The organism is Notoacmeibacter sp. MSK16QG-6 (assembly GCF_024158145.1).
In the GTDB taxonomy this organism is placed as follows: Bacteria; Pseudomonadota; Alphaproteobacteria; order Rhizobiales; family Rhizobiaceae; genus Notoacmeibacter.
Window position 1 is genome coordinate 105835 of record NZ_JAMYXM010000004.1, and the last position, 22206, is coordinate 128040.

Genomic DNA, 22206 nt, shown 5'->3' on the forward strand with positions numbered 1-22206 from the left:
GAACGATCCCGAATTGGGAGCGAAAAAACGTCATCATGACGCGATCTGTAAGCTATCGCGTCTTCAGTTCTGACCGCTAGAGCCGGAAAACGGCGCGCCCAGCGGCTGGAGATCCGGCAGTTGCAATCCTGAAGGGACACCCGAACCGTTGGTAGCCGCCGGCGTATCGCTATTGCCGCCACTCTCGTTATTGTCCTGCGACGGGTTGCCGCCGGAGGATGGCGATTGTCCTGGCGTGCCGATCGGCGGCAATTGCAGGTTGGGAAGCTGAAGGCCTGGTGTACCGCTGCTGGACTGGCCGTAGCTGTTGTTGCCGGAACTGGAGGATGATGGGCCGAGATTGAGCGGCGGCAGTTGCATCGGATTGCCGGGCTGCTGGCGCTGCTCTTCGGTCTGTCGACCGCCTGCATTGGGCTCGGGTGGCGGCGCGACCGTGACAGGCTCATCCTTATAGTGCGTGACGAGGCGCGGGAAAGCGATGATCAGGCCGATCACGATGGCCTGCATCACGATGTAGGGCACTGCGCCCTTGTAGATTTCGGTCGTCTTGACCGCCGGCATGATCCTGTTCGTCACCTTGTCGAGCCACTCGGCCTTCGGTGCGATGGACCGCAGATAGAAGAGAGCAAAGCCGAAGGGTGGCGTCAGGAAGCTCGTCTGAAGATTGATCCCCAGAATGATGCCGAACCAGATCAGATCGATCTCGAGCCGCTCAGCCACTGGCGCGAGAAGTGGTACCAGAATGAAGGCAATCTCGAAGAAATCGAGGAAGCAGCCGAGAATGAAGACGATAATGGTTACGGCAATCAGGAACCCGGTCTGGCCGCCCGGCAGCGCTAGCATCAGATCCTCGATCCACACATTGCCGTTGATGCCGTAGAAGGTGAGGCCGAAGACGCGCGCGCCGATCAGAATGAACATGACGAAGCTGGCGAGTTTCGTCGTCGAATAAAGCGCCTGTCGCAATACCCGACCATCCATCCGACGCTTCAGAAGCGCCAGTACAAGAGCTCCAGTGGCGCCCATCGCGCCGCCTTCGGTCGGCGTTGCGATGCCGAGGAAGATCGTGCCGAGGACAAGGAAGATTAGCGCGAGAGGCGGAATAAGAACGATGATGACCTGCTCGGCCAGCCGGCTGATCAGGCCGAGCTTTGCGTATCGGTTGACCAGCGAAACGATCAGCGCGAACGCAACTGCCGTCACGGCGGACCAGACCACGGACACTTCGAACCGCGCATCGGTAAAGAGATAGAGACGGCCTGCGAAATAGATGGCGACCGATAGCGCCATCATAACCAGCAGGGATATGACGCCTTTGCCGAGCGTGCGTGCTTCCGGCGGCAGGGCGGGGGCCCATTCGGGTTTGGCCAGCGTGATGCCGAAGACGTAAAGGCAGTAGAGACCGATAATGATCGCCGCCGGCAGCAGCGCGCCGACATACATATCGCCCACGGACCGGCCGAGCTGGTCGGCCATGACGATCAGGACGAGGCTCGGTGGCACGACCTGCGCCAATGTGCCCGCACCGGCGATGGTGCCCGTCGCGAATGACCGGTCATAACCGTAGCGCATCATGATCGGTAGAGAGATCAGGCCCATGGCGATGACGGATGCCGCGACAACCCCCGTGGTCGCGGCCAGAAGCGCGCCGACAAGCACGACGGCGTAGGCAAGACCCCCGCGAATGGGACCGAAGAGCTGGCCGATCGTATCGAGAAGATCCTCGGCCATGCGGCTGCGCTCGAGGATCAGACCCATGAATGTGAAGAAAGGGATGGCCAGAAGAGTGTCGTTATACATCACCCCGTAAATGCGTTCGGGATGGCTGCCGAGCAGTGGCCAGAACAGGCGGATTTCGCTGGAAATGCTGCTCATCTCGACGCCGATGACGAAGAACAGAAGCCCGCCGGCGGCAAGCGAAAACGCGACCGGATAGCCGATGAGGAGCAGCGCCATCACCGAAACGAACATGATGGGTGCGAGCTGATGGGCGATAATATCGATCATGACCGGCCCTCCGGTGCATCGCCATCATTCAGCCCGCCGCCGCGTTCCATCTCCGCTACGGCGGGTGGCAGATCTGAATCGTCCTTATGCGGGTCTTCCATCCTGCCCGTCAGAACGGCCAACCGCTTGATCGCTTCTGAAACACCCTGGGCGAACAGCATGATGAAGCCGACCAGCAAAATGAGTTTTGCTGGCCAAAGCACCAGCCCGTTGGCATTGCCGGAAATCTCGCCGCTATTGTAGGAACGCCAGAACCAGGGCCATGCCAGCCAGATCAGAAGCCCGGCAAAGGGCAGCAGCGCCACCAGATGACCGATAAAGTCGATTATGTTTCGTGTGCGGTCCGAAAGACGGTTGGAAACCAGATCGATGCGGATATGCTCATTGTCCTGAAGGGTCCATGCCGCTGCGAGCAGAAATACAGCGCCGTAAAGGTACCATTGCAGTTCCAGAAGGGCGTTCGATGCGCGGGGGATCGGTATCCAATCCGGCACCGAGCCGCCTAGATACCGAACGGTCGCATTATATGCCGATACCAGAACGGCGACCAGAACAAGCCAGGAGACGGCCTTGCCGACGAACCGTGTTATCGCATCAATGACCGACGACAGGCCGATGAGAAATTTCATGGCGTCCTGCTCCGAAACTGGCTGTCACATTCGCGGATTTTTACCCCTCCCGCAGTCAGACCTATTGGCATGGGCACTTCGCCCTTGTCCAGTTGGTTTTCAAAGCTTCCAAGCCTTCGGGCGGGCACTTTACCTAGCGTTTTCGGGATTGTTGATGCTCGTGACCCCGCTGGCCGCGCAAAGCGAAAGTGATATCGTCCAATCCAAAAAATCGAGCCCAGACGTAGCGGTAACGGCCCAACCGGCTGATGTCGCTGCGCCCGATAAACCTCTCACCCTTCTCTATGTCCGCCAGCCGGGTCGCCGCGCCGACGATGCCGCCATATTTGGTGAAGGCCTTGCCGACGCTGTGGCAGCCATTAATCAGCGTGATGGCGGATTGAATAACGTTCCCCTCGCCCTGACTGAATGTGATGCTTCGTCTGGCGAAAACGAGAAACAACTTTTCGACGACGATAGCTGCGGCGGCAAGGCGAAAGAGGCATTGCTGGCGATTGTCTGGCCGCGAGAGGACGTACAGCGCTTCGCTCTGGCGGGTGAACGTGACGGCTTGCCGCTAATTGCACCGGCAAGCCGTGATATTCTGGCCGATGGCGGGCGCTTGCGGTGGTCGTTTGCGCCTCCGGCCTCAATGGCCGATCAGGCCATTGCGCTGCTTCAGATATCGGGGACACCGGTTGCCGGCAGCGAGACCGCCGGTCGGATCGGGCTGTTTCACACAACAGACGATTGGGGCGTCGGTATGCGCGATGCCATGATAGGCGCTGCCGATCTCAATGGCACGCTGCTGCAAACCTATTCCGTACGTCCGGGCGAAGCACAGGATGTAGTATCGACCTTTCGGGATTTTGGCGGAAACCCGCCGGACCGGCTGATCGTCTGGGGCAATGACAGCCTTGCCGAAACGGTGCTGCGCGAGGCCGTCAAGCGCAACTATCCGACCGATCGTATTCTCGGTGGCTTCGCCGATGGCGCCTACGCGGTTGTGCAGGCCCTGGGAACGCGCGCGTCCGGATTGCGGGTGGCGGCCCTTGCGGCTTTCGGCGAACCCGACAAACAGAGCGAAAACTCAGAAAATTCCGAAACGATTGATGACGATGCGGCGCCCGTCTCACCGGTTCGGATGGCGGGTCAATTGATAGGCGCATTTTCAATTGAAGCGCTGGGCGCAGCGCAGGAACTGGGCGAAACGCGCACACCGGCACGAACCGATGTGAGAAATGCACTTGAGCGCGTCCGGCTGTCGCCGCAGCGTATGCGTTCGCTCGATCTGGCTTACCCTTCGGCTGCTTTTGGCCTCTCTTGCGCCGACCATGCCGGATCGCTTCCGATTGCTCTTCTGCAATGGGATGGAGAAAAATTCGTTCGACGGGCTACGCCAGAAGCAAAGGCGGTGCCGCTCGCGATGGTCGCTAGCCGCGGCGATCGCGTCAAAGCGTTTGCCGAACAGATCGGGGATAACCGAACTGCCGCTCCGCCCTGTCCGGCGACCGATCGCTCTGGATAAACGAAGGCGCGGTCGGCCACGCTATTTTTCGATGTAGCTGAAAGGCCCGCTTGCTCCGTTCGGTGCATTTCGCTATTGGCTGGCGGACCGGACGAAAAATTGCCAGCGAGGAGACCGATCCATGGTCGAGCATCATCACGATAGCGCAATCGAGACAGGCGCCGAGATGGACTATGGTCAGCATGAGAAGACCTATTCCACGTTCGTCAGCCTGACGAAATGGAGCGTACTCATCAATGTCGTTCTGCTGATCGCGATGGCTTTCTTCTTCTTTACCTCTGCCGGGTTCTTTTCATCCATCATTCTGTTCATCATCCTGATGGCGGTCGGATACTTCTTCATCAAATAGGCCTTGGCCACGATCAGGTGAAAATCGGCCAGTCAGTCCGACTGATTGCATTTTTCAGCCCCGCCCTTCCGGCGGGGTTTTGTGTTTTGATATCTGACTGTTGCAGGCCGTGTTCGTGGCCGATCACGGGCTTGGTAACCAAACTGTGAACAGGGAAATTGAACCTTTTGCTCTCCAGCGGCGTTCTTAGGGGACAGAGCGCATGACGTCTGGAGTGGGAAATGAGTTTGGTAGCGGGACAAAGAACGGGCACGATGGCAGCGGGCGTCGCCCTTATTGCCGCAGTCGCCGTCGCAACACCCGCATATGCCGGCTACTATGACACGCTGCCCGAGGAGGCACGGCGCAACATCCAGGATTATCTGGTATGGACCGGTTATTACGATGCGCCGATCGATGGCGCTATCGGGCCGCAGACCGTTTCGGCGATTCAGGCCTGGCAGACCGAGAACGGCCACGCGGCCGATGGCATACTGGCGGTGCTGGAAGCCGAGGCAATGGGCGAAGCGGCCCGCGAAGCCTATAGCCGCGCGCAGTTCACTGTCGGGACAGATGGCGATGCCGGTCTCTCTTACGGCCTTCCCTATGCTCTGGTCAGTGTTGACGGCGAGAACGAATGGAACGGGCTGAATTTCGCCGACGACGAAAAACGTCTGCGCGTATCCTCGTTCCGCATGGACGATATGACGGCCGAAAAGGTCGAACTTTTCGCTTCGACGGTTTTCGATGACGTCCCCGGTTTCGAGAGCGCAGTTGTCCGTTTCGAGAATGGCAATCTTACGGTACGCGGCGGCGATCACACAGAGATCATGCGTATGGACGCCAAGCTTTTTGGCGATCAGTTGCGTGGTATCTTCGTATGGATGGACCGTGATCTCATCAAGGAGAACCGCCATCTGCTGGCAGCAATGACCAACAGCCTCGAGCTGGCGCCGGTCGAGACAGCGCCTCTTTTTGCCGCCAATGCCGGTGAGAATGAAGGGATGCGCGCCATCTCGCTGCCCAATGCACCGAGCGATGGCGAGTTCCCGAGTGGTTCGGGAACGGGCTTTGTTGTCGACGCGGACGGATCGATACTGACCAACGCTCACGTTGTGGCCGGTTGCGGCCGGATCGAAGTCAGCGGTGTCGGCGACGCGGCCGTCATGATCGCGGACGAAAGTCTCGATCTCGCATTGCTTCGAGTCGATGGCGCCCGTGAACTGAAGCACGCCACCATTGCCATGGACGATCCGATGCTGGGCGAAGACGTTTTCGCCTTCGGTTATCCGCTACCGCAGGCGCTCGGCAGTGAAATCGGCTTTTCGCGCGGAAGTGTCTCGTCGATGGTTGGCCTGCGCGCCGAGCCGACGCAGTTCCGCATGACGGCATCCGTGCAGCCCGGCAATTCTGGCGGTCCGCTCGTCGACGAAGAGGGGCGCGTAATTGGTATGGTTACGGCAAAGCTCGACGCCATGGCCGTTGCCAATGCGACAGGCGATATTCCGCAGTCGATGAATTTTGCGATCCGCTCGTCAGTTTTGCGTGATTGGCTTGTGTCCAAAAACATCAGCTTCGATGCCGCAGAACGACGCGACGATTACAAGCGGGCATCCGCCGTCGCGAAAGATGCGAGCAGCTACACCCATCAGATCGTCTGCTACGAAGAGTAAGCGGATTTTATATTGCCAAGATTGATCGACTGCGCTGCCTCGATATTATCGTGGCGGCGTTTTCGTGATCGAAAATAAACGTAGTCTTGTCTAGCTGGTGACGCGCCGCAGACCTTCCTGCGCCGGCGCGTAGGACGGATCGAGCTTGGTGGCCTGCAAATAGGATTTGCGGGCGCGGGCATTGTCGCCACGACGTTCGTAGATCAGCGCCTGATTGGCCCAGCTTTCGGCGACGTCATTATCGAGCTTGATGGCCTGATTGAAGTCAGCGAAGGCGTTATCTTCATCGCCCAGCGCCAGGTAGGAGAGACCGCGACCGTTATACGGCGCTGGCGCATCGTTCTGGAGCGATATTGCCGATGCGAAATCCTCGATGGCGTAATTGTGCTGGCCCTGCTGCTGGTAAAGCAGGCCGCGGTTGTAATAGGCGCGCGCATCGGTGGTATCGAGCCGGATCGCCTGCTCGAAATCCTGAAACGCCGCCTGGGTCTGGTTGAGGTCCCGATATAGATTGCCACGGCCGATATAGGCCGCATCATAGCTCTGATTGATCGAGATCGAACGATTGTAATCAGCCAGAGCGCCAGTCCGGTCGCCCTTCAGTCGCTTGATCAACCCACGATTGGCCCAGGCCTGATAGTAATTCGGGTTCAGTTGCAGCGCTTTGTCGAAATCGGCAAGCGCGGCATCGTAACGCCCCGCCTTGCCATAGGCCGAGCCGCGAACGTTGTAGGCAGCCGGATCATTGGGACTGCGCTGGATGACGGCCGAAAGGGAACCGATATTTTCCGTCGAACCTTCCGCCGTGTTCAGCGCCGTCAGTTGCTGACCGGTGCCTGTCTGACATGCGGCAAGAGGCACGAACATGCAAAGAGCCAGGATTTGCAGAGAGCGAAACGGGCGATCCGTAACGCGTTTGCAATCGTGATTCGGCATGGCCTGCCGGGATGGCGTCTGGCGGAAAATCGGATTCACCACGTTTTATCGTCCCCCTCGGGACAGCCCGGCTTTGGGTGTCGAGCGCCCCGGTCGCATCATATGAAAATGGCGGCGAGTTTCCCCACCGCCATCGGCAATACCGTTTGATTCGGTCAAAAACGCGGCGCGATCAGCGTGCGCCCGGACGACCGCCAAGCAGGCCTTCGCGCTGCGCGCGCTTGCGGGCCAGCTTGCGGGCGCGGCGAACGGCTTCGGCTTTTTCGCGGGCGCGCTTCTCGGACGGCTTCTCGTAATGGCCCCGCATCTTCATTTCCCGGAAGATACCTTCGCGCTGCATCTTCTTCTTGAGTGCGCGAAGAGCCTGATCAACATTGTTGTCTCGAACGAGTACCTGCACTTAAACGACCGTCCTATCTTTCGTGCCCAAGCGGTGGGCCGGTTGATGAATAAGCGAATGTCCGTTCCTTGCTGGAACGCCCGAACCACAGTGCGGTTTAGGAGTATGACAAACGCCGCAGTGCCGCCCGGCACTACGAATTGGAGCGGCCTATAGCAAAGACGGTGCAATCTGTCCAGCCATGGTTTGGCGTCGAGGCGCTGGCGGCAACCTGCTTTTTAACCCACATAGAAAGACAAAACGACGAGGCATGAGGGCCTGATGACGCAGATCGCTATTGGACCGGGCATGGCGGAACGTATCGTCGCTCTGGACGCAGATGGCTACGACCGGGCCGACATTGCAGCTTGGCTCCAGCAGCAGGGGCTGCCTCCCGAGCAGGCCTCGACCCTTGTGTCGGAAATTCTGGAAGCCGAAGCGATGGGCGAACTCACTCGACAGAAGGCGAAGCCTCCACTGTCCGGCGCGGTCAAGACATCGCGGGCTGCCTTCCGCTTTCTTCTGACCGCTGCCATTGTCGTGGCTGCCTCCTCGCTCATAGCTTGGCTCTCCGGCTTTCTGCCGGCTCTGTTCGGTTGGGTCGGCCTATATGGTATCGGCCTCCTGTTCGGTCGGCTTGTGGCGACGGTTGCGGGTCTGGTCTTTGCATTGGTCGGTATCGCTATGGGTGCGGATGGACGCGACTATCCGCTGATAGCAGGGGCTCTTACCGGTGCAGCCCTTTTTTACGGGTTCATACTGCAATGGGGCGGTTTCTGATCACAGGAAACGAGGAACGAAAGCCGTGATTGTCGCGTTTATTCCCTGTAATCCAGATGATTGAGGGACTTACGATGACCAATCTTATTGCTTCACAGCCGATAATCGAACCGGGCCTTATCGCCGCGCTGTTTCTCGGTGACGAAAAGTCACCGTCGGAAGAATTCAAGGACGATCGCAAAAAGCACAAGGGCGATATGACGGAAGACGAAGAGGTGACGGAAGGGCTGGAAGACTCCTTCCCGGCTTCCGATCCGGTCTCGCCGACACGAACAGATAAACCAGCCGGCGCAGCCGACTGACGCCAGGCCCAATTGGCTGATTGACGTTTTGCCCCGCGCCGTGTCGGTGCGGGGTTTTATATTGCGCCGATACCGCCATCGACAGCGATGGCTTGGCCCGTCATGAACCCATTGGCCGGATCGGCGGCGAAAAGGATCGCCGCGATCACTTCGCTGACTTCGGCAAGTCTGGCCATCGGTACGCCGCGCGTCATGAACGTTTCCGCTTCGGCTGTGGGCAGATCGGATCGCGCGATCTCATCTACCGCCATAGGCGTGCGCGAAAAGGCCGGGCATACGGCGTTGATGCGAATGCCGCGGCGGGCATTCTCGGCCGCCGCCGTTTTCGTCATGCCCACCACGCCGTGTTTTGCAGCGGCATAGATGCCAAGCCCCGGCGCGCCACCGAGACCAGCGACCGATGCGATATTGACGATGGCGCAACCGTCATGTGCTTTCGCCTCGTTCTGCAGCGCTGGGATCTGTGCGCAAAGCGCGTGAAAGACTCCCATCAGATCGATGTCGATCACCTTGCGGGCCATATCGGCCGGTATCTCATGCATCCGATAATGGGGATGGGCGATGCCGGCATTGTTGACGGCGATGTCGAGACGGCCGAAGCGATCCTTTGCCGTCGCGACCAGCTCTTGATGGAGCGTCGGCTCCGTCACATCGCCGCTGACATAGACGAAACGGTCCGGATCGAGACCGGTAAGCGCCTCGGCCGGTTCCTCGGCAAGATCGGATAGGACAAGGCGTGTGCCTTCCGCCGCGAAAGCTTTGGCTGCGGCCGCGCCGAAACCGCCATTGGCGCCGGTGAGAATGACCACGCGGTTTTCAAAGCGGTTCATGAGCGGCTGTTCGTTTCGTTCAGCGACTGGACGGCAAGTTGTGCCAGAAGCGGTACGGCGCGGCCCATCAGAGCCGCCCGTTCGGGATTGGCGGCGTTGCCGTCGAGCGAGCGGCGGTAAACGCCCTGCAGGATCGCCGCCAGCCGGAAGAACGAAAATGCGATGTAATAATTCCAATTCGCCGGCGGAGCGATACCGCGTCGTTTACAATATCGTTCGACATAATCTTCTTCTGACGGCAAGCCGTGCGCGGCCCGGTCGATGCCGCCTAGGCCCTTGAAACCGCCCTGGTGCGGCAAGCGCCATTGCATGCACTGATAGGCGAGGTCGGCGAACGGATGACCGAGCGTCGATAGCTCCCAGTCCAGCAAAGCAATGACGCACGGTTCATCCGGCGCGAACATCATATTGTCGAGTCGGTAATCGCCATGAACGAGGCTGGCGTGGCCATCATCGGCTGGCTCGTTTTCGTCGAGCCAGGCCATAAGGCGGTTCATCGGTTCGATCGTATCCGTTTCGGAAGCGCGGTACTGTTTCGACCAGCGCGAGAATTGCCGGGAAAAATAGGAGCCGGGCTTGCCGTAGTCCGATAGGCCGACGGCATCGACATTCACCGAATGGAGGGCCGCAAGAGTGGCGTTCATCGAATCGTAGATTGCGGCGCGTTCTTCATCCGATCGGGCGTCGGGGACAAGGGGGTCCCAGAAGATGCGGCCTTCCTTGAACTCCATGATGTAGAATTGTCGTCCGATAGGGCTCTCCTGCCCATCCGGCGAAAGCGCATAGACTTTCGGGACCGGGACGTCGGTTGCGGCAAGAGCGGATATGATGCGGTATTCCCTGTCCACCTGATGGGCGGATTTCAGCAGATCGCCCGGCGGCTTGGCGCGCAGCACGTAGCGTCCGCTCTTGGCATCGATGCGGTATGTCGGGTTGGACTGGCCGGCCGTGATCTTCTCGATGGTCTGAAAGCCTTCGAAACCCTCGACATACTCTTGCAGCCAAGGCGTGACGCTCTCGCCGGAAATACCGTTCGGTTCGCTCATCGCTACGAAGCCTCCTCCATCATCGCCAGTGTTATCCACCGCGCGACCAGAGCCGGCCGCTCCTGTCCTTCGATCTCGACCTCGACACGCCATGTTAGCTGAACATGTCCCGATTGCCTCGTCGACAGACCGAGCAAGGTGAAATTGCCGCGTATTCGACTTCCGGCCGGAACGGGGGCAATAAAGCGGATCTCGTCAAAGCCGTAATTAATGGCGGCTGTCTGGCCTTTCAGCTTCGGAATGACGTCATTGGCAAACGCCGAAAGCAAAGAAAGCGTCAGAAAGCCGTGTGCGATGGTCGTTTGAAACGCGGTCTCGGCTCTCACCCGCTTCTCGTCAAGATGAATGAAATTATGATCTTCGGTAATATCGGCGAAGGCCGCGATCCTGTCCTGACCGATATTGCGCCATGCCGACCGACCCAACATCTCTCCGATCCCTTTTCGTAGTTGGTCCAGAGAAATGCCGTTCCTGACCGCGATGTCAGTTTGGCTCATGTCATGCGGTGGCGTCACATTCTATTCCTGAAAAAGTTTCATGCCGTGCTGGACCGACTGACCGCCATCCAGCGGCAAGATTGCGCCGGTAACGTATGCGCCAGCACGCGAGCATAGATAAAGAATTGCGCCTGCCATATCGTCCGGTGCCCCAATGCGTCCGAGCGGCACGCGGTTGCCGATCGTTTCGGCCTGCTCATCGGTTGCCGTTGCAAAGGCCGTCATCCGGCTTCGAAACGGGCCGGGGGCAAATGCATTCACGGTGATACGCCGATCGGCGAATTCGTTAGCAAGCGTTCTGGTCAGATGATGAACAGCTGCCTTGGATGCCGTGTAAGAATACGCGCCGTCGGCAATGGGCTGCGTTCCCATGACCGAGCCGATATTGACGATGCGCGCCGGATCGTCGTCGCTGGCGGCGGCTTCCAGCAAAGGGGTCAGATTGCGGGTCAGGTGGAAAATCGCCGCGACGTTGATGTCCATCACCTTCTGCCAGGCATGATAGGGAAACTCTTCAAAAGGCGCGCCCCAGGAGACACCGGCATTGTTGACGAGGATCGAGAGCTTTTCGGTCCGCTGCTTTACGGCGGCAGTCAACGCCTCTAACCCCTCTTCTGTCGAGACGTCCGCCCCAAAACCCTCAGCCGAGCCCGGCGCATCCAGAGCGTTCAGTTGCTCGGCGACAGCCTCGCAATCCTCAGCCTTTCGTGAGGCGATCATTACGTGAGCGCCGCCCTGCACAAGCCCGGTCGCGATCATCCGCCCAATGCCGGTTGCCCCACCAGTCACAAGCGCAGTCTTGCCTGCAATGGAGAAAAGGTCTGAAGTGAAACTGCCCATAAATACCTCCCAATCGTCCGCCTAACGAGTACAGTCGCGTTGACAACATACTCAGTAGTATGATCACATCGCCGTGAAGCACAAGAGCCGGGGGGAGCGGTTCGCCGTTGGAGGACAGCAATGCTCCGAACGGATGCGGCGAGGAGGAGATGATGGGAAGCCCAGCCTTACGCGAGAATAGCGCGCCGGAAAATTCGCGCTTGGAAATTCTGCAGGCAGCGGCGGAGAGCTTCGAACAGCGCGGGTTCTCCGCTACATCCATTGATGACGTTGCGCGGATGCTGGGCTGTACAAAGGGGCGGATCTACCATCATTTCGGCTCGAAAGCCGATCTCTTTGCTGCGGTTTTCCGCCTCGGCATGGAAATGAATTTTGCGGCAGTCGAGCCGCTGACCCACACCGATGCATCTGCCACCGAAAAGCTGCGCATGATGGCGGAAGAACATGTGCGTCAAATGGTGACAACAAAGCCATTCCAGCGCGTCGTGTGGGACGGCGTCGAACTGCTCATGCGTGGCGCTTTGACGCCCGAACAACGCGATGAATGCCTTCGCCTCCAGCAGAGCCGTAAGCGGTACAGCGCTCTTTTCCGGGCGCAGATGGAAAAAGCAAAGGCTGACGGCACGGTCCAGTATGACGATCTTTCGGTCGCGACGCAGGTTCTTTTCACCTGCCTGAACTCGCCTGTCTTCTGGTACCGCCCGCGGATCGCCGATCTGCGCAAGGACCAGGATGCGGTGATCGAACAGGTGGTGCGTTTTGGCCTGAACGGTCTTGGAATGAAGGAGGCATAGCGACATGCCGGACATGAATCTCGGTATGACGGAGCGCGCCGAAGCGCTTCGCGGAAAAATCCGCGCGATGATCGTCGAGGAGATCCAGCCCCTCGATGGAGAGTACCTGGCGGAGGTCTCCAACGGCGATCGCTGGAGCCACACCAAACGTCAGATCGAGATTCTGGAAGGGCTGAAGAAGAAGGCCAAGGATGCCGGACTATTCAATTTCTGGCTGACAGGTTCGGAGCGCGGCTTCGGGCTAAGCACGGTGGAATATGCTTATCTCGCAGAGGAGATGGGCAAGAGCCATCTCGCCGCCGAGGTCTTCAACTGCTCGGCGCCAGACACCGGCAATATGGAAGTGTTCGAGCGTTACGGTACGGACGAAATGAAGAAGCGATGGCTGGAACCGCTTCTGGAGGGTGAAATCCGCTCCTCCTATGCGATGACCGAGCCCGATGTCGCTTCGTCCGACGCCACGAACATTTCGATGAGCTGTGTCCGTGACGGAGACGACTACGTTCTGAATGGTGAAAAGCATTGGATTTCAGGTGCGGGCGATCCCCGCTGTGCGGTCTACATCGTCATGGTGAAGACGGGTGGCAAAGACGACCCGAAGCACAGACGCCATTCCATGATCGTTGTCCCGGCCGATACGCGTGGCATTGAAATTCTCCGGCCAATGCAGGTTTTCGGCGAAGACGATGCGCCGCATGGCCACATGCATATGCGGTTTACCGATGTGAGGGTGCCGGCGGAAAACATGCTGCTTGGAGAGGGAGCGGGTTTCGAGATCGCGCAGGGACGGCTCGGACCGGGCCGTATTCACCACTGCATGCGGGCTATCGGTAATGCGGAACGGGCGCTGGAGATGCTCTGCCAGCGTTCGCTCAGGCGCGAAGCCTTCGGTAAGAAGTTGGCGCATCTGGGCGCGAACTTCGACATTATCGCCGAGTGCCGTATGGAGATCGAGCAGGCTCGCCTGCTGTGTTTGAAAGCGGCATGGATGATGGATCAGGGCGACCCTCGGGCCGCCGCGCCATGGATCAGTCAGATCAAGGTGGTCGCGCCGCGTGTCGCGCTCAAGGTCACGGACGAGGCCATTCAGATGTTCGGCGCTGTCGGCATCAGTCAGGATTTGCCGCTTGCCCGCATGTGGACCAATCTAAGAACGCTTCGCTTTGCCGATGGACCGGATGCGGTGCATCGCCGCCAGGTCGCACGCGCCGAATTGAAAAAATACACCCAGGAAAAGATCTGACCATGCGGGCCGTTCTTGCCGAGAAGTTCGGGCCGGTCGATACGCTTTCGCTGACGGATATCGACGACCCATCCCATGGCAAGGGCGATGTGTTGGTGTCCGTCGGTGCGGCGGGGATCAATTTTCCAGACGGGCTGATGGTGCAGGGGCTCTATCAGGTGAAGCCGGGCCTGCCTTTCGTGCCTGGCATGGAGGCCGCCGGAACTGTTTTGACTGCTGGCGAACGGGTCAAACATCTGAAAGAGGGCGATCGGGTTCTGGCTCTCTGCGGCACCGGCGCTTTTGCGCAAAAGGTCGCTGTTTCGGCAGCACGGTGCGTTACACTGCCGGACGGCGTGTCGTTCTCGGATGCCTGTGCGCTTGGGGTTGGATATTCCACGGCGCATCATGCGTTGAAGCAGCGTGGCAATCTGAAAGACGGCGAAACGCTCGTCGTGCTGGGCGCGGCGGGGCTGACCGGTCTTGCGGCGATTCAAATTGGCAAGATCATGGGCGCGCGGGTGATTGCAGTCGCTTCATCCGACGAAAAGCGGGCGCTGGCCAAGGAGAACGGCGCCGACGAAGCGATCGGATACGACAATCTGAGAGACGATCTGAAGTCGCTGACTGGCGGCAACGGCATCGATGTCGCCTTCGACCCGGTCGGTGGCGATGCTTTCGATGCGCTATCGCGCGCCATGGCCTGGAACGGTCGCCTGCTTGTCATTGGCTTTGCATCCGGACGTATTCCTGAACTGCCGATCAACCTGACACTGGTGAAGGGCTACAGCCTTGTCGGGGTTTTCTGGGGCACGTTTACCGCCAGGGAGCCGGAGATCTATGCCGACAATATGCGGGAACTGTTCGGTTGGTACGCTGCCGGCAAAGTCAGACCGGTGGTCAGTATTCGCAACGGCCTCTCTTCGACCCCCGACGCATTAAACGACGTGCTGGACCGTCGGGCGACGGGGAAAATCGTCATCGTTCCGGAGGAAACACGATGAGCGTTCCTTCGACCATGAAAGCGCTCGTCCAGAAGCACGATGGCTATGCTTCCGACGATCAGCGCAGCGGTTTTTCACTCGAATCGCTCGATTCCTATGTCGAGCTTTCCGAGATCGATGTGCCCTTGCCGGATAAGGGACAGGTTCTCGTCAAGGTGGATCGCGGTGCGGTCAATCCGTCGGACATCATGTTTATCAAAGGGATGTATGGTCAGCCGCGACGCAAAGGGCTTCCCGCCGGCTTTGAAGGTTGCGGCACGGTGGTGGCGACCGGCGATGGCGCTGACGCCTTTTCCGGGAAAAGGGTGGCTTTTGTCACAGGCCGCAGCGGTTTTGGCTCATGGGCCACATACGCTGTAGCCGATGCGGCGATGTGCATCCCGTTGATCGATGGCGTGTCGGACGATGACGGCGCATCGATGATCGTCAATCCGTTGACAGCGCTGGCGATGCTTTCCATCGTCAAGGCGGCCGGTTCCAAAAGTTTCATCGTGACGGCGGCGGCCAGTCAGCTCTGCAAGCTCATCATAGGCCAGGCGGCTGCGGACGGTCTTTCGGCAATCGGGATCGTGCGACGGCATGAGCAGATAGACCTGTTGAAAGGGCATGGCGCGACGCATGTCCTCAATCAGAAGTCGGACGATTTCGGCAGCCGAATTGAAGAGGTTTGTCGGGCGGAAAAGCCCCTCATACTGCTGGATGCGGTCGCTGGGCAAAGTTCAGCTGCTGTCTTTCAGGCTATGGGCAGGGGGGCTCGCTGGATCATCTACGGCCGGCTTGAAGAGGAGCCGCCGCTGCTGAAGGAACCGGGCCAACTAATTTTCCAGCAAAAGCGGATCGAGGGGTTCTGGCTGTCTGCCTGGCTGGCGGAAGCGGGAGAACAGCAACGCGCCGCCCTTGCCATGCAGGCGCAGACAAATTTCGCCACGGGCCGATGGAAAACGGATGTGACAGCGGTGCTGTCGCTTGACGAAGCACGCGACAAATTGCCCGGTGCGTTGGCGGAGCCGAACGGCAAGGTGCTGCTAGCGCCTTAATTTCGGGATGGTCCGCCGCATCGATACTGTCGGCAATTAAATGAAAAGAGATCGGCCGAAAATCGAGCGGCTGACCATTGGCTCGCCAAACGTTTGACCGCAATGCATAAAACGCCCCAAGCCTGTCAGCCGGGACGTGCGAAAGCCATTTTGACCCGACCCAGCCACAATTGCTGGTCAGGCCGTTTCCTGCCGCTTCAAAATACGGCGTGCAGCCGCGATCATGGCCTCGAGGTTTCGAGCATCGTGGGCATGATCGGCGCTTCCCTCGCGCAGAAGCTTCTCAGCCAATGCGCGGGCGTGGTCTTCCAATTCCGCGAAGATGGAATCGTGTTGAATTCGTGACAGTGCTCGCACCCAAAACGTTAAAAATGGCGTCCCTGCGAGGTTGATTACCACGTTTTTTGGCAAAAAAGAGTGTATGCAGATTAACACATGTGAAGTGAATGCCAAAAAATTCGCTCGCTGAGGGCGCCCTCCAACCCTAGGCCGAGAGAATATTCCCAAATTTCTCACGCAGCACGTTCTTCTGGACCTTTCCCATCGTGTTGCGCGGGAGTTCCTCAACGAAAACGATTCGCTTGGGCTGCTTGAACCGGGCAAGACGCCCTTCCAGGGATGAGAGAATAGCCTTTTCTTCCAGGCCGTTCTTCCCGACGACAACACCGACGACGCCTTCGCCGAAGTCTGGGTGCGGCACGCCGATCACGGCGCTTTCGATGACACCGTCCAGCTCGTCTATCAAAAGCTCGATTTCCTTGGGATAGACGTTGTAACCACCCGTGATGACAAGATCCTTGTCGCGTCCGACGATGGAGACATAACCGTCCTCGTCGATCTGCCCCAGATCGCCTGTCACAAAGAAGCCATCGTCCCGAAACTCCGAAGCCGTTTTCTCAGGCATCCGCCAGTATCCCTTGAAGACGTTCGGTCCCTTGACCTCGATCATACCGATGCCGCCGTTGGGCAGCGTTTCGCCGCTATCGGGATCGGTTATGCGCAGTTCGACATTTGGCAGCGGAAAACCGACCGTGCCTGCCCGGCGTTCGCTGTCATAGGGGTTCGACGTGTTCATATTGGTCTCGGTCATGCCGTAGCGCTCGAGAATGCGCTGACCCGTCCGCTGTTCGAAGGCGCGATGCGTTTCCGCGAGAAGTGGGGCCGAGCCCGACGTGAACAGTCTCATATGGGCGGTTGAATCGCGGTTCAGGCGTTCGTCGTCCAGCATTCGCGTATAGAAGGTCGGCACGCCCATCATCGAAGTTGCGGCCGGAAGATTGGCGAACACGACGTCGAGATCGAATTTCGGCAGGAAGATCATTGAACCGCCGGCGAGCATCACCGTATTGGACGCGACGAACAGCCCGTGCGTATGAAAGATCGGCAGCGCATGCAGCAGAACGTCGTCTTCCGAAAAACCCCAATAGGCTTTCAATGTCTCCGCATTAGACAGGAGGTTTTCGTGCGTTAGCATGGCCCCCTTGGAACGGCCGGTCGTGCCGGACGTGTAGAGGATCGCCGCCAGATTTTCGCCGCTGCGACAGATCGTCTGGAACTGCGCAGGCGCGCTGTCGGCTTTCATGGCCAAAGAGCCGTCGACGCGCCCTTCATTGCTGCCGGCTCCGAGCGTCTCAATAGCGGTTCTGGCGTTTTCGGCAACCTCGGCAAGAGCATCCTTCTTCGCCGGTGTGCAGACGAACAGGCGCGGCTCGGCGTCGGTAAGGAAATATTCGATCTCGGAGGCGGTGTACGCCGTGTTGAGCGGCAGGAAGACCCCACCTGCGCGAATCGTTGCGAGATAGAGGAGCAGCGCATCAAGCGACTTATCGACCTGCACGGCGACCCGGTCGCCAGGCTGGACGCCGAGATCGATCAGAACATTGGCATAGCGGGCAGAGACAGCCTCGACCTCGCTATATGTCATCCGGACGTCACCAGCGGTTCGGATGAAGTCGCGGCCCGGTTTCGCGAATCCGGCCTGCGTCAGCCCGTCGAACAAATGGTTTGTCATGCAACATTCCTCACATCATCCTGGCCGGAGCGGGCGGGCAAAAGATTTGTTACCGCGCGACTGGCCGCAATTTCGGCGGAAGAGGCGTAGGCCTCGTGGCGCTGCTCGACCCGCTGAAGATCGTAGAGATAGTTGACCATCAAGCCATGCGACTGGCGAAGCGCGCTCGGCGAGGGGTCGGCCATATGCATGATGCGATTGAGCATTGCGCCATTGCCGAGATGAAAGCGCGCCACGGAATCGACCGGCTGGCCATCATCCCTTCTGGCGTTCAGGAAATAACGCGCGGCAAGAGAAAGAAGCCCGTTCTCGGCCTCGGCAACCAGCGCGCCGTCTTTCTGCCAATGCACGCGGGCGACGATCCGCAACGCCTCCTTCTCATTGGGCAATAGCCTGGAAGGGTGTTCTGTTGCGAACTCCGAGAGCCACCGCGCAAACCCCGGAACCGGCGACAGGGTGACGAAGGTTTTGAGATTGGGCAGCGTTTCCTTCAGGTCGAACGCCACCTGCTTGATAAGGAAAGAGCCAAACGACACCCCGGCCAGACCCCGATGGCAATTGGAAATGGAGTAAAAGACGGCGGTCTGTGCATTTTCCGGCTCGATTGCATCACGATCCTCCGACAGAACCGATTTGATCGAAGCGGGAATGTCTCGCGTCAGCGCCACCTCAACAAATATCAAGGGATCGTCCGGGATAGCCGGATGGAAGAAGGCGAAGCATCGCCGGTCGGGCGGCGCCAGGCGCGCCCTTAACGCATCCCAGCTATCGATGGCGTGAACCGCTTCATAGGCTATGATTTTCTCAAGAATGGCAGCCGGCGTGTTCCAGTCGATTGGCTTCAAAACAAGAAAACCCCGATTGAACCACGACTGAAAGAGATGGTGGAAGTCGGCGTTTACCGGTCCGTAGACTTCCCGATTCTGCTTGACGAGTGGCAGCAGCCTCTCCCGCAATTTTACAAGCGCTGCCGTGCCGCCAGGCGCAAGATTGAGTCTGCGGAAAAGTTCCTGGCGTGGGGATTCCGCGGCCGCCTGAAGGCTGGCAAGGGTTTTGGCGGAAGGGGCCTCAGCATAGTCGGCCGCCGCCGCGCCAAGCACTGCCTCGTCCGGAGCGAAATCGAGCGCAAGTTTTTCGAAAAAGCCGCTGAGGCTCTCATCATCGCAATTTTGCAGTCCGATCAGGATTTCCGACGCCGTAATGATACCCGAGGCTTCGCCGCGGGAGCGAAGCAGCTTGCGACAGAGCGCCACGAGTTCGTCCACGGAGCATTTGAATTCCCCACGGTTCTGGCCGAACCATGGCCGCCGGTTCAGCGAGGACAGAAGATCGGAGAGTAGCGACATACGGCTCATAATGCGGTTCCCATGACGAGATCGGGCAGGAAGAGTGCGATCTGAGGAAAGATACAGAGCGTGACGATCCCGAGTATCATGCAGACGACATAGGGCAGTGAGCCGCGAAGGATCGCGCCGAGCGATATATCCGGGGCAATGCCGTTGATGACGTAGAGGTTGAGGCCGACTGGCGGGGTGATGAGACCGATCTCCATATTGATCGTCAGGATGACGGCGAACCAGTAGGGATCGAAACCGGCATTGACGATGATCGGAATCAGGATCGGCGCAGTCATCAGGATCACGCCGACGGGCGGCAGAAAGAAGCCGGCGATGAGCAGGAAGACGTTGATCACGCCCATCAGCACCCAGCGGTTTACCTCCATGTCGGCTATCGCCTGCGCGATGGTCTGTGTGATGAACAGCGAAGACAGGGCGAAGGCAAAGAGTTCCGATGCCCCGATGATGAGCATGATCATCACGCTTTCCCTGAGCGTGTCGCGGACGATGGACGGCATTTGCCGGAACTTCCAGCTATGGGAGAAGATGCCGTAAATGACCGCAACGAGGATCAGGCAGAACAGTGCGCCGATACCGGCCGCCTCGGATGGCGTCGCGATGCCGCCATAGAGCGTATAAAGCACGGCGACGATAATCAGCAGGAAGGGCAGGACGCGTGGCAGTGCGGCGAAGCGCTCCCGCATCGAAAAGCTCTGTGTCAGATCGGACAGGCCGAGGCCGCGCCGCCGGCAGGCGATGATTGTCCAGACCATGAAATAGACCGTGAGCATGAAGCCCGGCAGCAGGCCGGCGAGAAACAGCCGGCCAATCGACGTTTCAGTTGCGATGCCATAGACGATCATGGTGACGGATGGCGGGATAAGAATGCCGAGCGTGCCGCCCGCCGCTATCGAACCGGATGCGATCTCCGCCGGATAGCCGCGTTTCCTCATTTCCGGAATGCCCATCTTGCCGATGGCCGCGCAGGTCGCCGGCGATGAGCCGGAGAGGGCGGCGAAGATCGAGCAGGCTCCGAGATTGGAGAGGACCAGTCCGCCGGGTACTCTATTCAGCCAGCGGTCCAGCGCTTCGTAGAGATCCTTGCCGGCCGGCGATGACGCCACGGCGGCCCCCATGAGGATGAACATGGGGATGGACACCAGGCTGAAGGACGCCATGGCGGAGAAGAATTGTTCGCCAAGTGTTTCCAGAAAGAACGGTCCATAGACCGTAAACAGCGCGCCGACGGCCACAAGGCCGAGCGCAAATGCGATGGGCGTGCCGATCGCAAGCAGCGCCAATAAGGCAGCAAGCATGACAAGTCCGGACATCATCGGGCTCATTGCGTGGCGCTCCCGGCAGTCTCGTCGAAGAGTTTCGTTTCATCGCCGGACTTCGCCGGCAGGCCTTCCGTTGCGAGCCGCAACAGCTCGGCAACATATTGAAAGGCCAGCCAAACCAGCCCAACCCACATCGGCAGGGTGGGAATCCAGAGCGGCACGCTCCATACCGTATCGCTGCGCCAGCCCTTTCTCAGTGCTTCCTCGAAATGGTACCAGGCCGCGTAAGCCATGAGGCCAACAAATATCAGCGCAGCGAGGCCGCTCAACGCCTCCATGACCATATGCACGCGCGGCGGAGCGGCAATCTGAAGGACGTCGACATTTACATGTCCGCGGACGATCAGGACCCATGGCGCGCCGAGAAACGTAGCGGCGACGATGGCATAAGTTGTGTATTCGGTCTGCCAGACAGTCGACTGGTTGAGCACGTAGCGGACGAAAACCATATGGCTGACAGACAACACAGCCGAAAGCAGAAACAGGCCGGCAATGACGCCCAGAATGCGTGAGATTGCCGAGACGGTCGAAATATAGAGCCGCATGGACGCATCCTTTTTCGCGGAGCAGCGGTGGATCGATCCGAAAGAAGAATCTTAAGTGGATAAAGAAATCGGGACGGGCGGTGCATAAGACCCGTCCCGATCGGTCTCGTATCGTTCGATTATTCGACGGCGAGGGCCTTATCGATCAGCTCCTGACCGTTCGGTACTTTCTCGGCAAAGTTCTTGTAGGATGTCTCCTTGGCAATCGCGAGCCACGCGTCGAAGTTCTCCTTGGACATCTCCACGACCTCGACGCCGGCTTCCTTATAGGCATCGATCAATTTCTGATCGAGCTGGGCAGCTTCACCGGCGAAATAGTCCTCTGCCTTCTGTCCGGCATCCATAAGAGCCTTCTGCTGCTCTTCGGTCAGATTATCGAAGGAGCGCTTGGACATCAGGATTGGCTCGTACATGAACCACAGCGCGTTCTCGCCCGGCGCCGTCAGGCATTTGGCGACCTCGAAGATGCGGTACGAAACCAGCGATCCCGATGAGGTATTCGCGCCGCTCAGGACGTTCTGCTGCATGGCGGTATAAATTTCGGAAGACGGCATGGAAGCGATAGATGCTCCCGCACCGACCAGCATTTCCTCGAAGGCGGGACCTGCTGCGCGCATGGTCTGGCCCTTCGCACTATCCGGCGCGGTGATGCACTTCTCCTGTGAGACGAAACCGCCTGCCAGCCATGCGTCCGAAATAATGATCGCCCCGTTGTCCTCGACGATCTTCTTGATGTCGTCCATGAAAGGAGAATCGTTGAGGCGGGTCGCCCGCTCGTGGCTACCGACGAGACCGGGCATCAGCGTGGCAGAGAATTCGGGGTGGCGGCCGGACGCATAATCCAGTGGAAAAGCGGTCAGATCGATCTGGCCTTTCGTTACCGCACCCCACTGGTCTTTCGGCTTGATAAGCGAAGCGCCCGGAAAGACCTGGACGTCCATTCCGACATTGGCGGCTTTCACCTCCTTGGCGATGAGCTGAACCATCTCGTCGCGTACGTCGCCCTTTCCGCCTGGCCACTGATGAGATGCCCGCAAGGTGACATCGGCAGCGCCGGCGGAGGCGGTCAGTGCGAGCGTGACAGCGCTCGCCAGAAACAGGTTTTTCATATTAATCCTCCCATTGAGTGTTGAGGGCCTCCCAACCCGAGCGTCAGGCAACA

General features: G+C 59.0%; 22 protein-coding genes. 9 read left to right on the top strand and 13 right to left on the bottom strand.

Features of this window, described 5'->3' with window-relative positions; translation table 11 throughout:
- Positions 1 to 63: 63 nt before the first annotated feature.
- Complete coding sequence (locus tag NIM86_RS12990; RefSeq protein ID WP_253382768.1) at positions 64 to 2007, bottom strand: TRAP transporter large permease subunit; 1944 nt, start codon at positions 2005 to 2007, stop codon at positions 64 to 66.
- Complete coding sequence (locus tag NIM86_RS12995) at positions 2004 to 2636, bottom strand: TRAP transporter small permease subunit (protein WP_253382769.1); 633 nt, start codon at positions 2634 to 2636, stop codon at positions 2004 to 2006. Before NIM86_RS12995 ends, NIM86_RS12990 begins: the two co-directional genes overlap by 4 nt.
- Before the next feature lie 154 nt (positions 2637 to 2790).
- Here NIM86_RS12995 and NIM86_RS13000 point away from each other — a divergent pair, with 154 nt between their 5' ends.
- The 3 genes from NIM86_RS13000 (at position 2791) to NIM86_RS13010 (ending at position 6144) form a co-directional block, all read left to right on the top strand.
- On the top strand, positions 2791 to 4143 hold the full coding sequence (locus NIM86_RS13000) for an ABC transporter substrate-binding protein (RefSeq protein ID WP_253382770.1): 1353 nt from the start codon (positions 2791 to 2793) through the stop codon (positions 4141 to 4143).
- Positions 4144 to 4264: 121 nt separating this feature from the next.
- Positions 4265 to 4492, top strand: coding sequence for an aa3-type cytochrome c oxidase subunit IV (locus NIM86_RS13005; RefSeq protein ID WP_253382771.1), 228 nt, complete (start codon positions 4265 to 4267; stop codon positions 4490 to 4492).
- A gap of 221 nt (positions 4493 to 4713) precedes the next feature.
- Positions 4714 to 6144 carry a trypsin-like peptidase domain-containing protein gene (locus tag NIM86_RS13010; protein ID WP_253382772.1) on the top strand — a complete coding sequence of 477 codons (1431 nt, stop codon included), beginning with the start codon at positions 4714 to 4716 and terminating at the stop codon, positions 6142 to 6144.
- Positions 6145 to 6234: 90 nt separating this feature from the next.
- Here NIM86_RS13010 and NIM86_RS13015 read toward each other — a convergent pair whose 3' ends face one another.
- Positions 6235 to 7011, bottom strand: a complete 777-nt coding sequence (locus NIM86_RS13015) for a tetratricopeptide repeat protein (RefSeq protein WP_253382956.1) — start codon at positions 7009 to 7011, stop codon at positions 6235 to 6237.
- A gap of 241 nt (positions 7012 to 7252) precedes the next feature.
- The gene (gene rpsU / locus NIM86_RS13020) at positions 7253 to 7480 is read right to left on the bottom strand and encodes a 30S ribosomal protein S21 (protein ID WP_094077559.1); all 228 of its coding nucleotides are present in this window, start codon (positions 7478 to 7480) and stop codon (positions 7253 to 7255) included.
- 261 nt (positions 7481 to 7741) lie between these two features.
- Between rpsU and NIM86_RS13025 the strand changes: the two genes are divergently transcribed.
- Together NIM86_RS13025 and NIM86_RS13030 are read left to right on the top strand one after the other, a co-directional pair.
- Positions 7742 to 8239, top strand: a complete 498-nt coding sequence (locus NIM86_RS13025) for a hypothetical protein (protein WP_253382773.1) — start codon at positions 7742 to 7744, stop codon at positions 8237 to 8239.
- 74 nt (positions 8240 to 8313) lie between these two features.
- A complete protein-coding gene (locus NIM86_RS13030; protein ID WP_253382775.1) occupies positions 8314 to 8541 on the top strand; it encodes a hypothetical protein in 228 nt (75 codons plus the stop codon).
- A 56-nt stretch (positions 8542 to 8597) separates the two neighbouring features.
- Here the strand turns inward: NIM86_RS13030 and NIM86_RS13035 are convergent, their stop codons facing one another.
- From NIM86_RS13035 to NIM86_RS13050, 4 genes are all read right to left on the bottom strand, one after another.
- Positions 8598 to 9371: an SDR family NAD(P)-dependent oxidoreductase gene (locus NIM86_RS13035; protein ID WP_253382777.1), complete on the bottom strand. Its 774-nt coding sequence runs from the start codon at positions 9369 to 9371 to the stop codon at positions 8598 to 8600.
- A complete protein-coding gene (locus tag NIM86_RS13040; RefSeq protein ID WP_253382778.1) occupies positions 9368 to 10417 on the bottom strand; it encodes a phosphotransferase family protein in 1050 nt (349 codons plus the stop codon). The genes NIM86_RS13035 and NIM86_RS13040 overlap by 4 nt, the downstream gene beginning before the upstream one ends.
- Before the next feature lie 2 nt (positions 10418 to 10419).
- The gene (locus NIM86_RS13045) at positions 10420 to 10845 is read right to left on the bottom strand and encodes a MaoC family dehydratase (protein WP_253382779.1); all 426 of its coding nucleotides are present in this window, start codon (positions 10843 to 10845) and stop codon (positions 10420 to 10422) included.
- Between the two features lie 90 nt (positions 10846 to 10935).
- Positions 10936 to 11754: an SDR family oxidoreductase gene (locus NIM86_RS13050; RefSeq protein WP_253382780.1), complete on the bottom strand. Its 819-nt coding sequence runs from the start codon at positions 11752 to 11754 to the stop codon at positions 10936 to 10938.
- 149 nt (positions 11755 to 11903) lie between these two features.
- On the opposite strand from NIM86_RS13050, the gene NIM86_RS13055 reads away from it, so the two are divergent.
- From NIM86_RS13055 to NIM86_RS13070, 4 genes are read left to right on the top strand one after another with little or no spacing between them, the layout of a single operon-like run.
- The gene (locus NIM86_RS13055) at positions 11904 to 12548 is read left to right on the top strand and encodes a TetR/AcrR family transcriptional regulator (RefSeq protein WP_253382781.1); all 645 of its coding nucleotides are present in this window, start codon (positions 11904 to 11906) and stop codon (positions 12546 to 12548) included.
- Positions 12549 to 12552: 4 nt separating this feature from the next.
- Positions 12553 to 13791, top strand: a complete 1239-nt coding sequence (locus NIM86_RS13060) for an acyl-CoA dehydrogenase family protein (protein ID WP_253382782.1) — start codon at positions 12553 to 12555, stop codon at positions 13789 to 13791.
- A gap of 2 nt (positions 13792 to 13793) precedes the next feature.
- Complete coding sequence (locus tag NIM86_RS13065; RefSeq protein ID WP_253382783.1) at positions 13794 to 14774, top strand: NADPH:quinone oxidoreductase family protein; 981 nt, start codon at positions 13794 to 13796, stop codon at positions 14772 to 14774.
- The gene (locus NIM86_RS13070; RefSeq protein ID WP_253382785.1) at positions 14771 to 15811 is read left to right on the top strand and encodes a zinc-binding dehydrogenase; all 1041 of its coding nucleotides are present in this window, start codon (positions 14771 to 14773) and stop codon (positions 15809 to 15811) included. Before NIM86_RS13065 ends, NIM86_RS13070 begins: the two co-directional genes overlap by 4 nt.
- A 484-nt stretch (positions 15812 to 16295) precedes the next feature.
- On the opposite strand, the gene NIM86_RS13075 is transcribed toward NIM86_RS13070, so the two are convergent.
- From NIM86_RS13075 to dctP, 5 genes are all read right to left on the bottom strand, one after another.
- Positions 16296 to 17822 carry a malonyl-CoA synthase gene (locus NIM86_RS13075; RefSeq protein WP_253382787.1) on the bottom strand — a complete coding sequence of 509 codons (1527 nt, stop codon included), beginning with the start codon at positions 17820 to 17822 and terminating at the stop codon, positions 16296 to 16298.
- Complete coding sequence (locus tag NIM86_RS13080) at positions 17819 to 19177, bottom strand: malonyl-CoA decarboxylase (RefSeq protein ID WP_253382788.1); 1359 nt, start codon at positions 19175 to 19177, stop codon at positions 17819 to 17821. Before NIM86_RS13080 ends, NIM86_RS13075 begins: the two co-directional genes overlap by 4 nt.
- The gene (locus tag NIM86_RS13085) at positions 19174 to 20502 is read right to left on the bottom strand and encodes a TRAP transporter large permease (protein WP_253382789.1); all 1329 of its coding nucleotides are present in this window, start codon (positions 20500 to 20502) and stop codon (positions 19174 to 19176) included. The genes NIM86_RS13080 and NIM86_RS13085 overlap by 4 nt, the downstream gene beginning before the upstream one ends.
- A complete protein-coding gene (locus NIM86_RS13090) occupies positions 20499 to 21044 on the bottom strand; it encodes a TRAP transporter small permease subunit (protein ID WP_253382790.1) in 546 nt (181 codons plus the stop codon). Before NIM86_RS13090 ends, NIM86_RS13085 begins: the two co-directional genes overlap by 4 nt.
- Before the next feature lie 119 nt (positions 21045 to 21163).
- Positions 21164 to 22153, bottom strand: coding sequence for a TRAP transporter substrate-binding protein DctP (dctP, locus tag NIM86_RS13095; RefSeq protein ID WP_253382791.1), 990 nt, complete (start codon positions 22151 to 22153; stop codon positions 21164 to 21166).
- Positions 22154 to 22206: the final 53 nt, after the last annotated feature.

Coding starts and splice junctions, on each gene's coding strand:
- NIM86_RS13025 (WP_253382773.1), top strand. CDS start 7,742: ATGACGCAGATCGCTATTGGACCGGGCATGGCGGAACGTATCGTCGCT.
- NIM86_RS13060 (WP_253382782.1), top strand. CDS start 12,553: ATGCCGGACATGAATCTCGGTATGACGGAGCGCGCCGAAGCGCTTCGC.
- NIM86_RS13000 (WP_253382770.1), top strand. CDS start 2,791: ATGCTCGTGACCCCGCTGGCCGCGCAAAGCGAAAGTGATATCGTCCAA.
- NIM86_RS13080 (WP_253382788.1), bottom strand. CDS start 19,177: ATGAGCCGTATGTCGCTACTCTCCGATCTTCTGTCCTCGCTGAACCGG.
- NIM86_RS13090 (WP_253382790.1), bottom strand. CDS start 21,044: ATGCGGCTCTATATTTCGACCGTCTCGGCAATCTCACGCATTCTGGGC.
- NIM86_RS13050 (WP_253382780.1), bottom strand. CDS start 11,754: ATGGGCAGTTTCACTTCAGACCTTTTCTCCATTGCAGGCAAGACTGCG.
- NIM86_RS13045 (WP_253382779.1), bottom strand. CDS start 10,845: ATGTTGGGTCGGTCGGCATGGCGCAATATCGGTCAGGACAGGATCGCG.
- NIM86_RS13005 (WP_253382771.1), top strand. CDS start 4,265: ATGGTCGAGCATCATCACGATAGCGCAATCGAGACAGGCGCCGAGATG.
- NIM86_RS13075 (WP_253382787.1), bottom strand. CDS start 17,822: ATGACAAACCATTTGTTCGACGGGCTGACGCAGGCCGGATTCGCGAAA.
- NIM86_RS13010 (WP_253382772.1), top strand. CDS start 4,714: ATGAGTTTGGTAGCGGGACAAAGAACGGGCACGATGGCAGCGGGCGTC.
- dctP (WP_253382791.1), bottom strand. CDS start 22,153: ATGAAAAACCTGTTTCTGGCGAGCGCTGTCACGCTCGCACTGACCGCC.
- NIM86_RS13085 (WP_253382789.1), bottom strand. CDS start 20,502: ATGAGCCCGATGATGTCCGGACTTGTCATGCTTGCTGCCTTATTGGCG.
- NIM86_RS13040 (WP_253382778.1), bottom strand. CDS start 10,417: ATGAGCGAACCGAACGGTATTTCCGGCGAGAGCGTCACGCCTTGGCTG.
- NIM86_RS13030 (WP_253382775.1), top strand. CDS start 8,314: ATGACCAATCTTATTGCTTCACAGCCGATAATCGAACCGGGCCTTATC.
- NIM86_RS13035 (WP_253382777.1), bottom strand. CDS start 9,371: ATGAACCGCTTTGAAAACCGCGTGGTCATTCTCACCGGCGCCAATGGC.
- NIM86_RS13055 (WP_253382781.1), top strand. CDS start 11,904: ATGATGGGAAGCCCAGCCTTACGCGAGAATAGCGCGCCGGAAAATTCG.
- NIM86_RS12995 (WP_253382769.1), bottom strand. CDS start 2,636: ATGAAATTTCTCATCGGCCTGTCGTCGGTCATTGATGCGATAACACGG.
- NIM86_RS13065 (WP_253382783.1), top strand. CDS start 13,794: ATGCGGGCCGTTCTTGCCGAGAAGTTCGGGCCGGTCGATACGCTTTCG.
- NIM86_RS13070 (WP_253382785.1), top strand. CDS start 14,771: ATGAGCGTTCCTTCGACCATGAAAGCGCTCGTCCAGAAGCACGATGGC.
- NIM86_RS12990 (WP_253382768.1), bottom strand. CDS start 2,007: ATGATCGATATTATCGCCCATCAGCTCGCACCCATCATGTTCGTTTCG.
- NIM86_RS13015 (WP_253382956.1), bottom strand. CDS start 7,011: ATGTTCGTGCCTCTTGCCGCATGTCAGACAGGCACCGGTCAGCAACTG.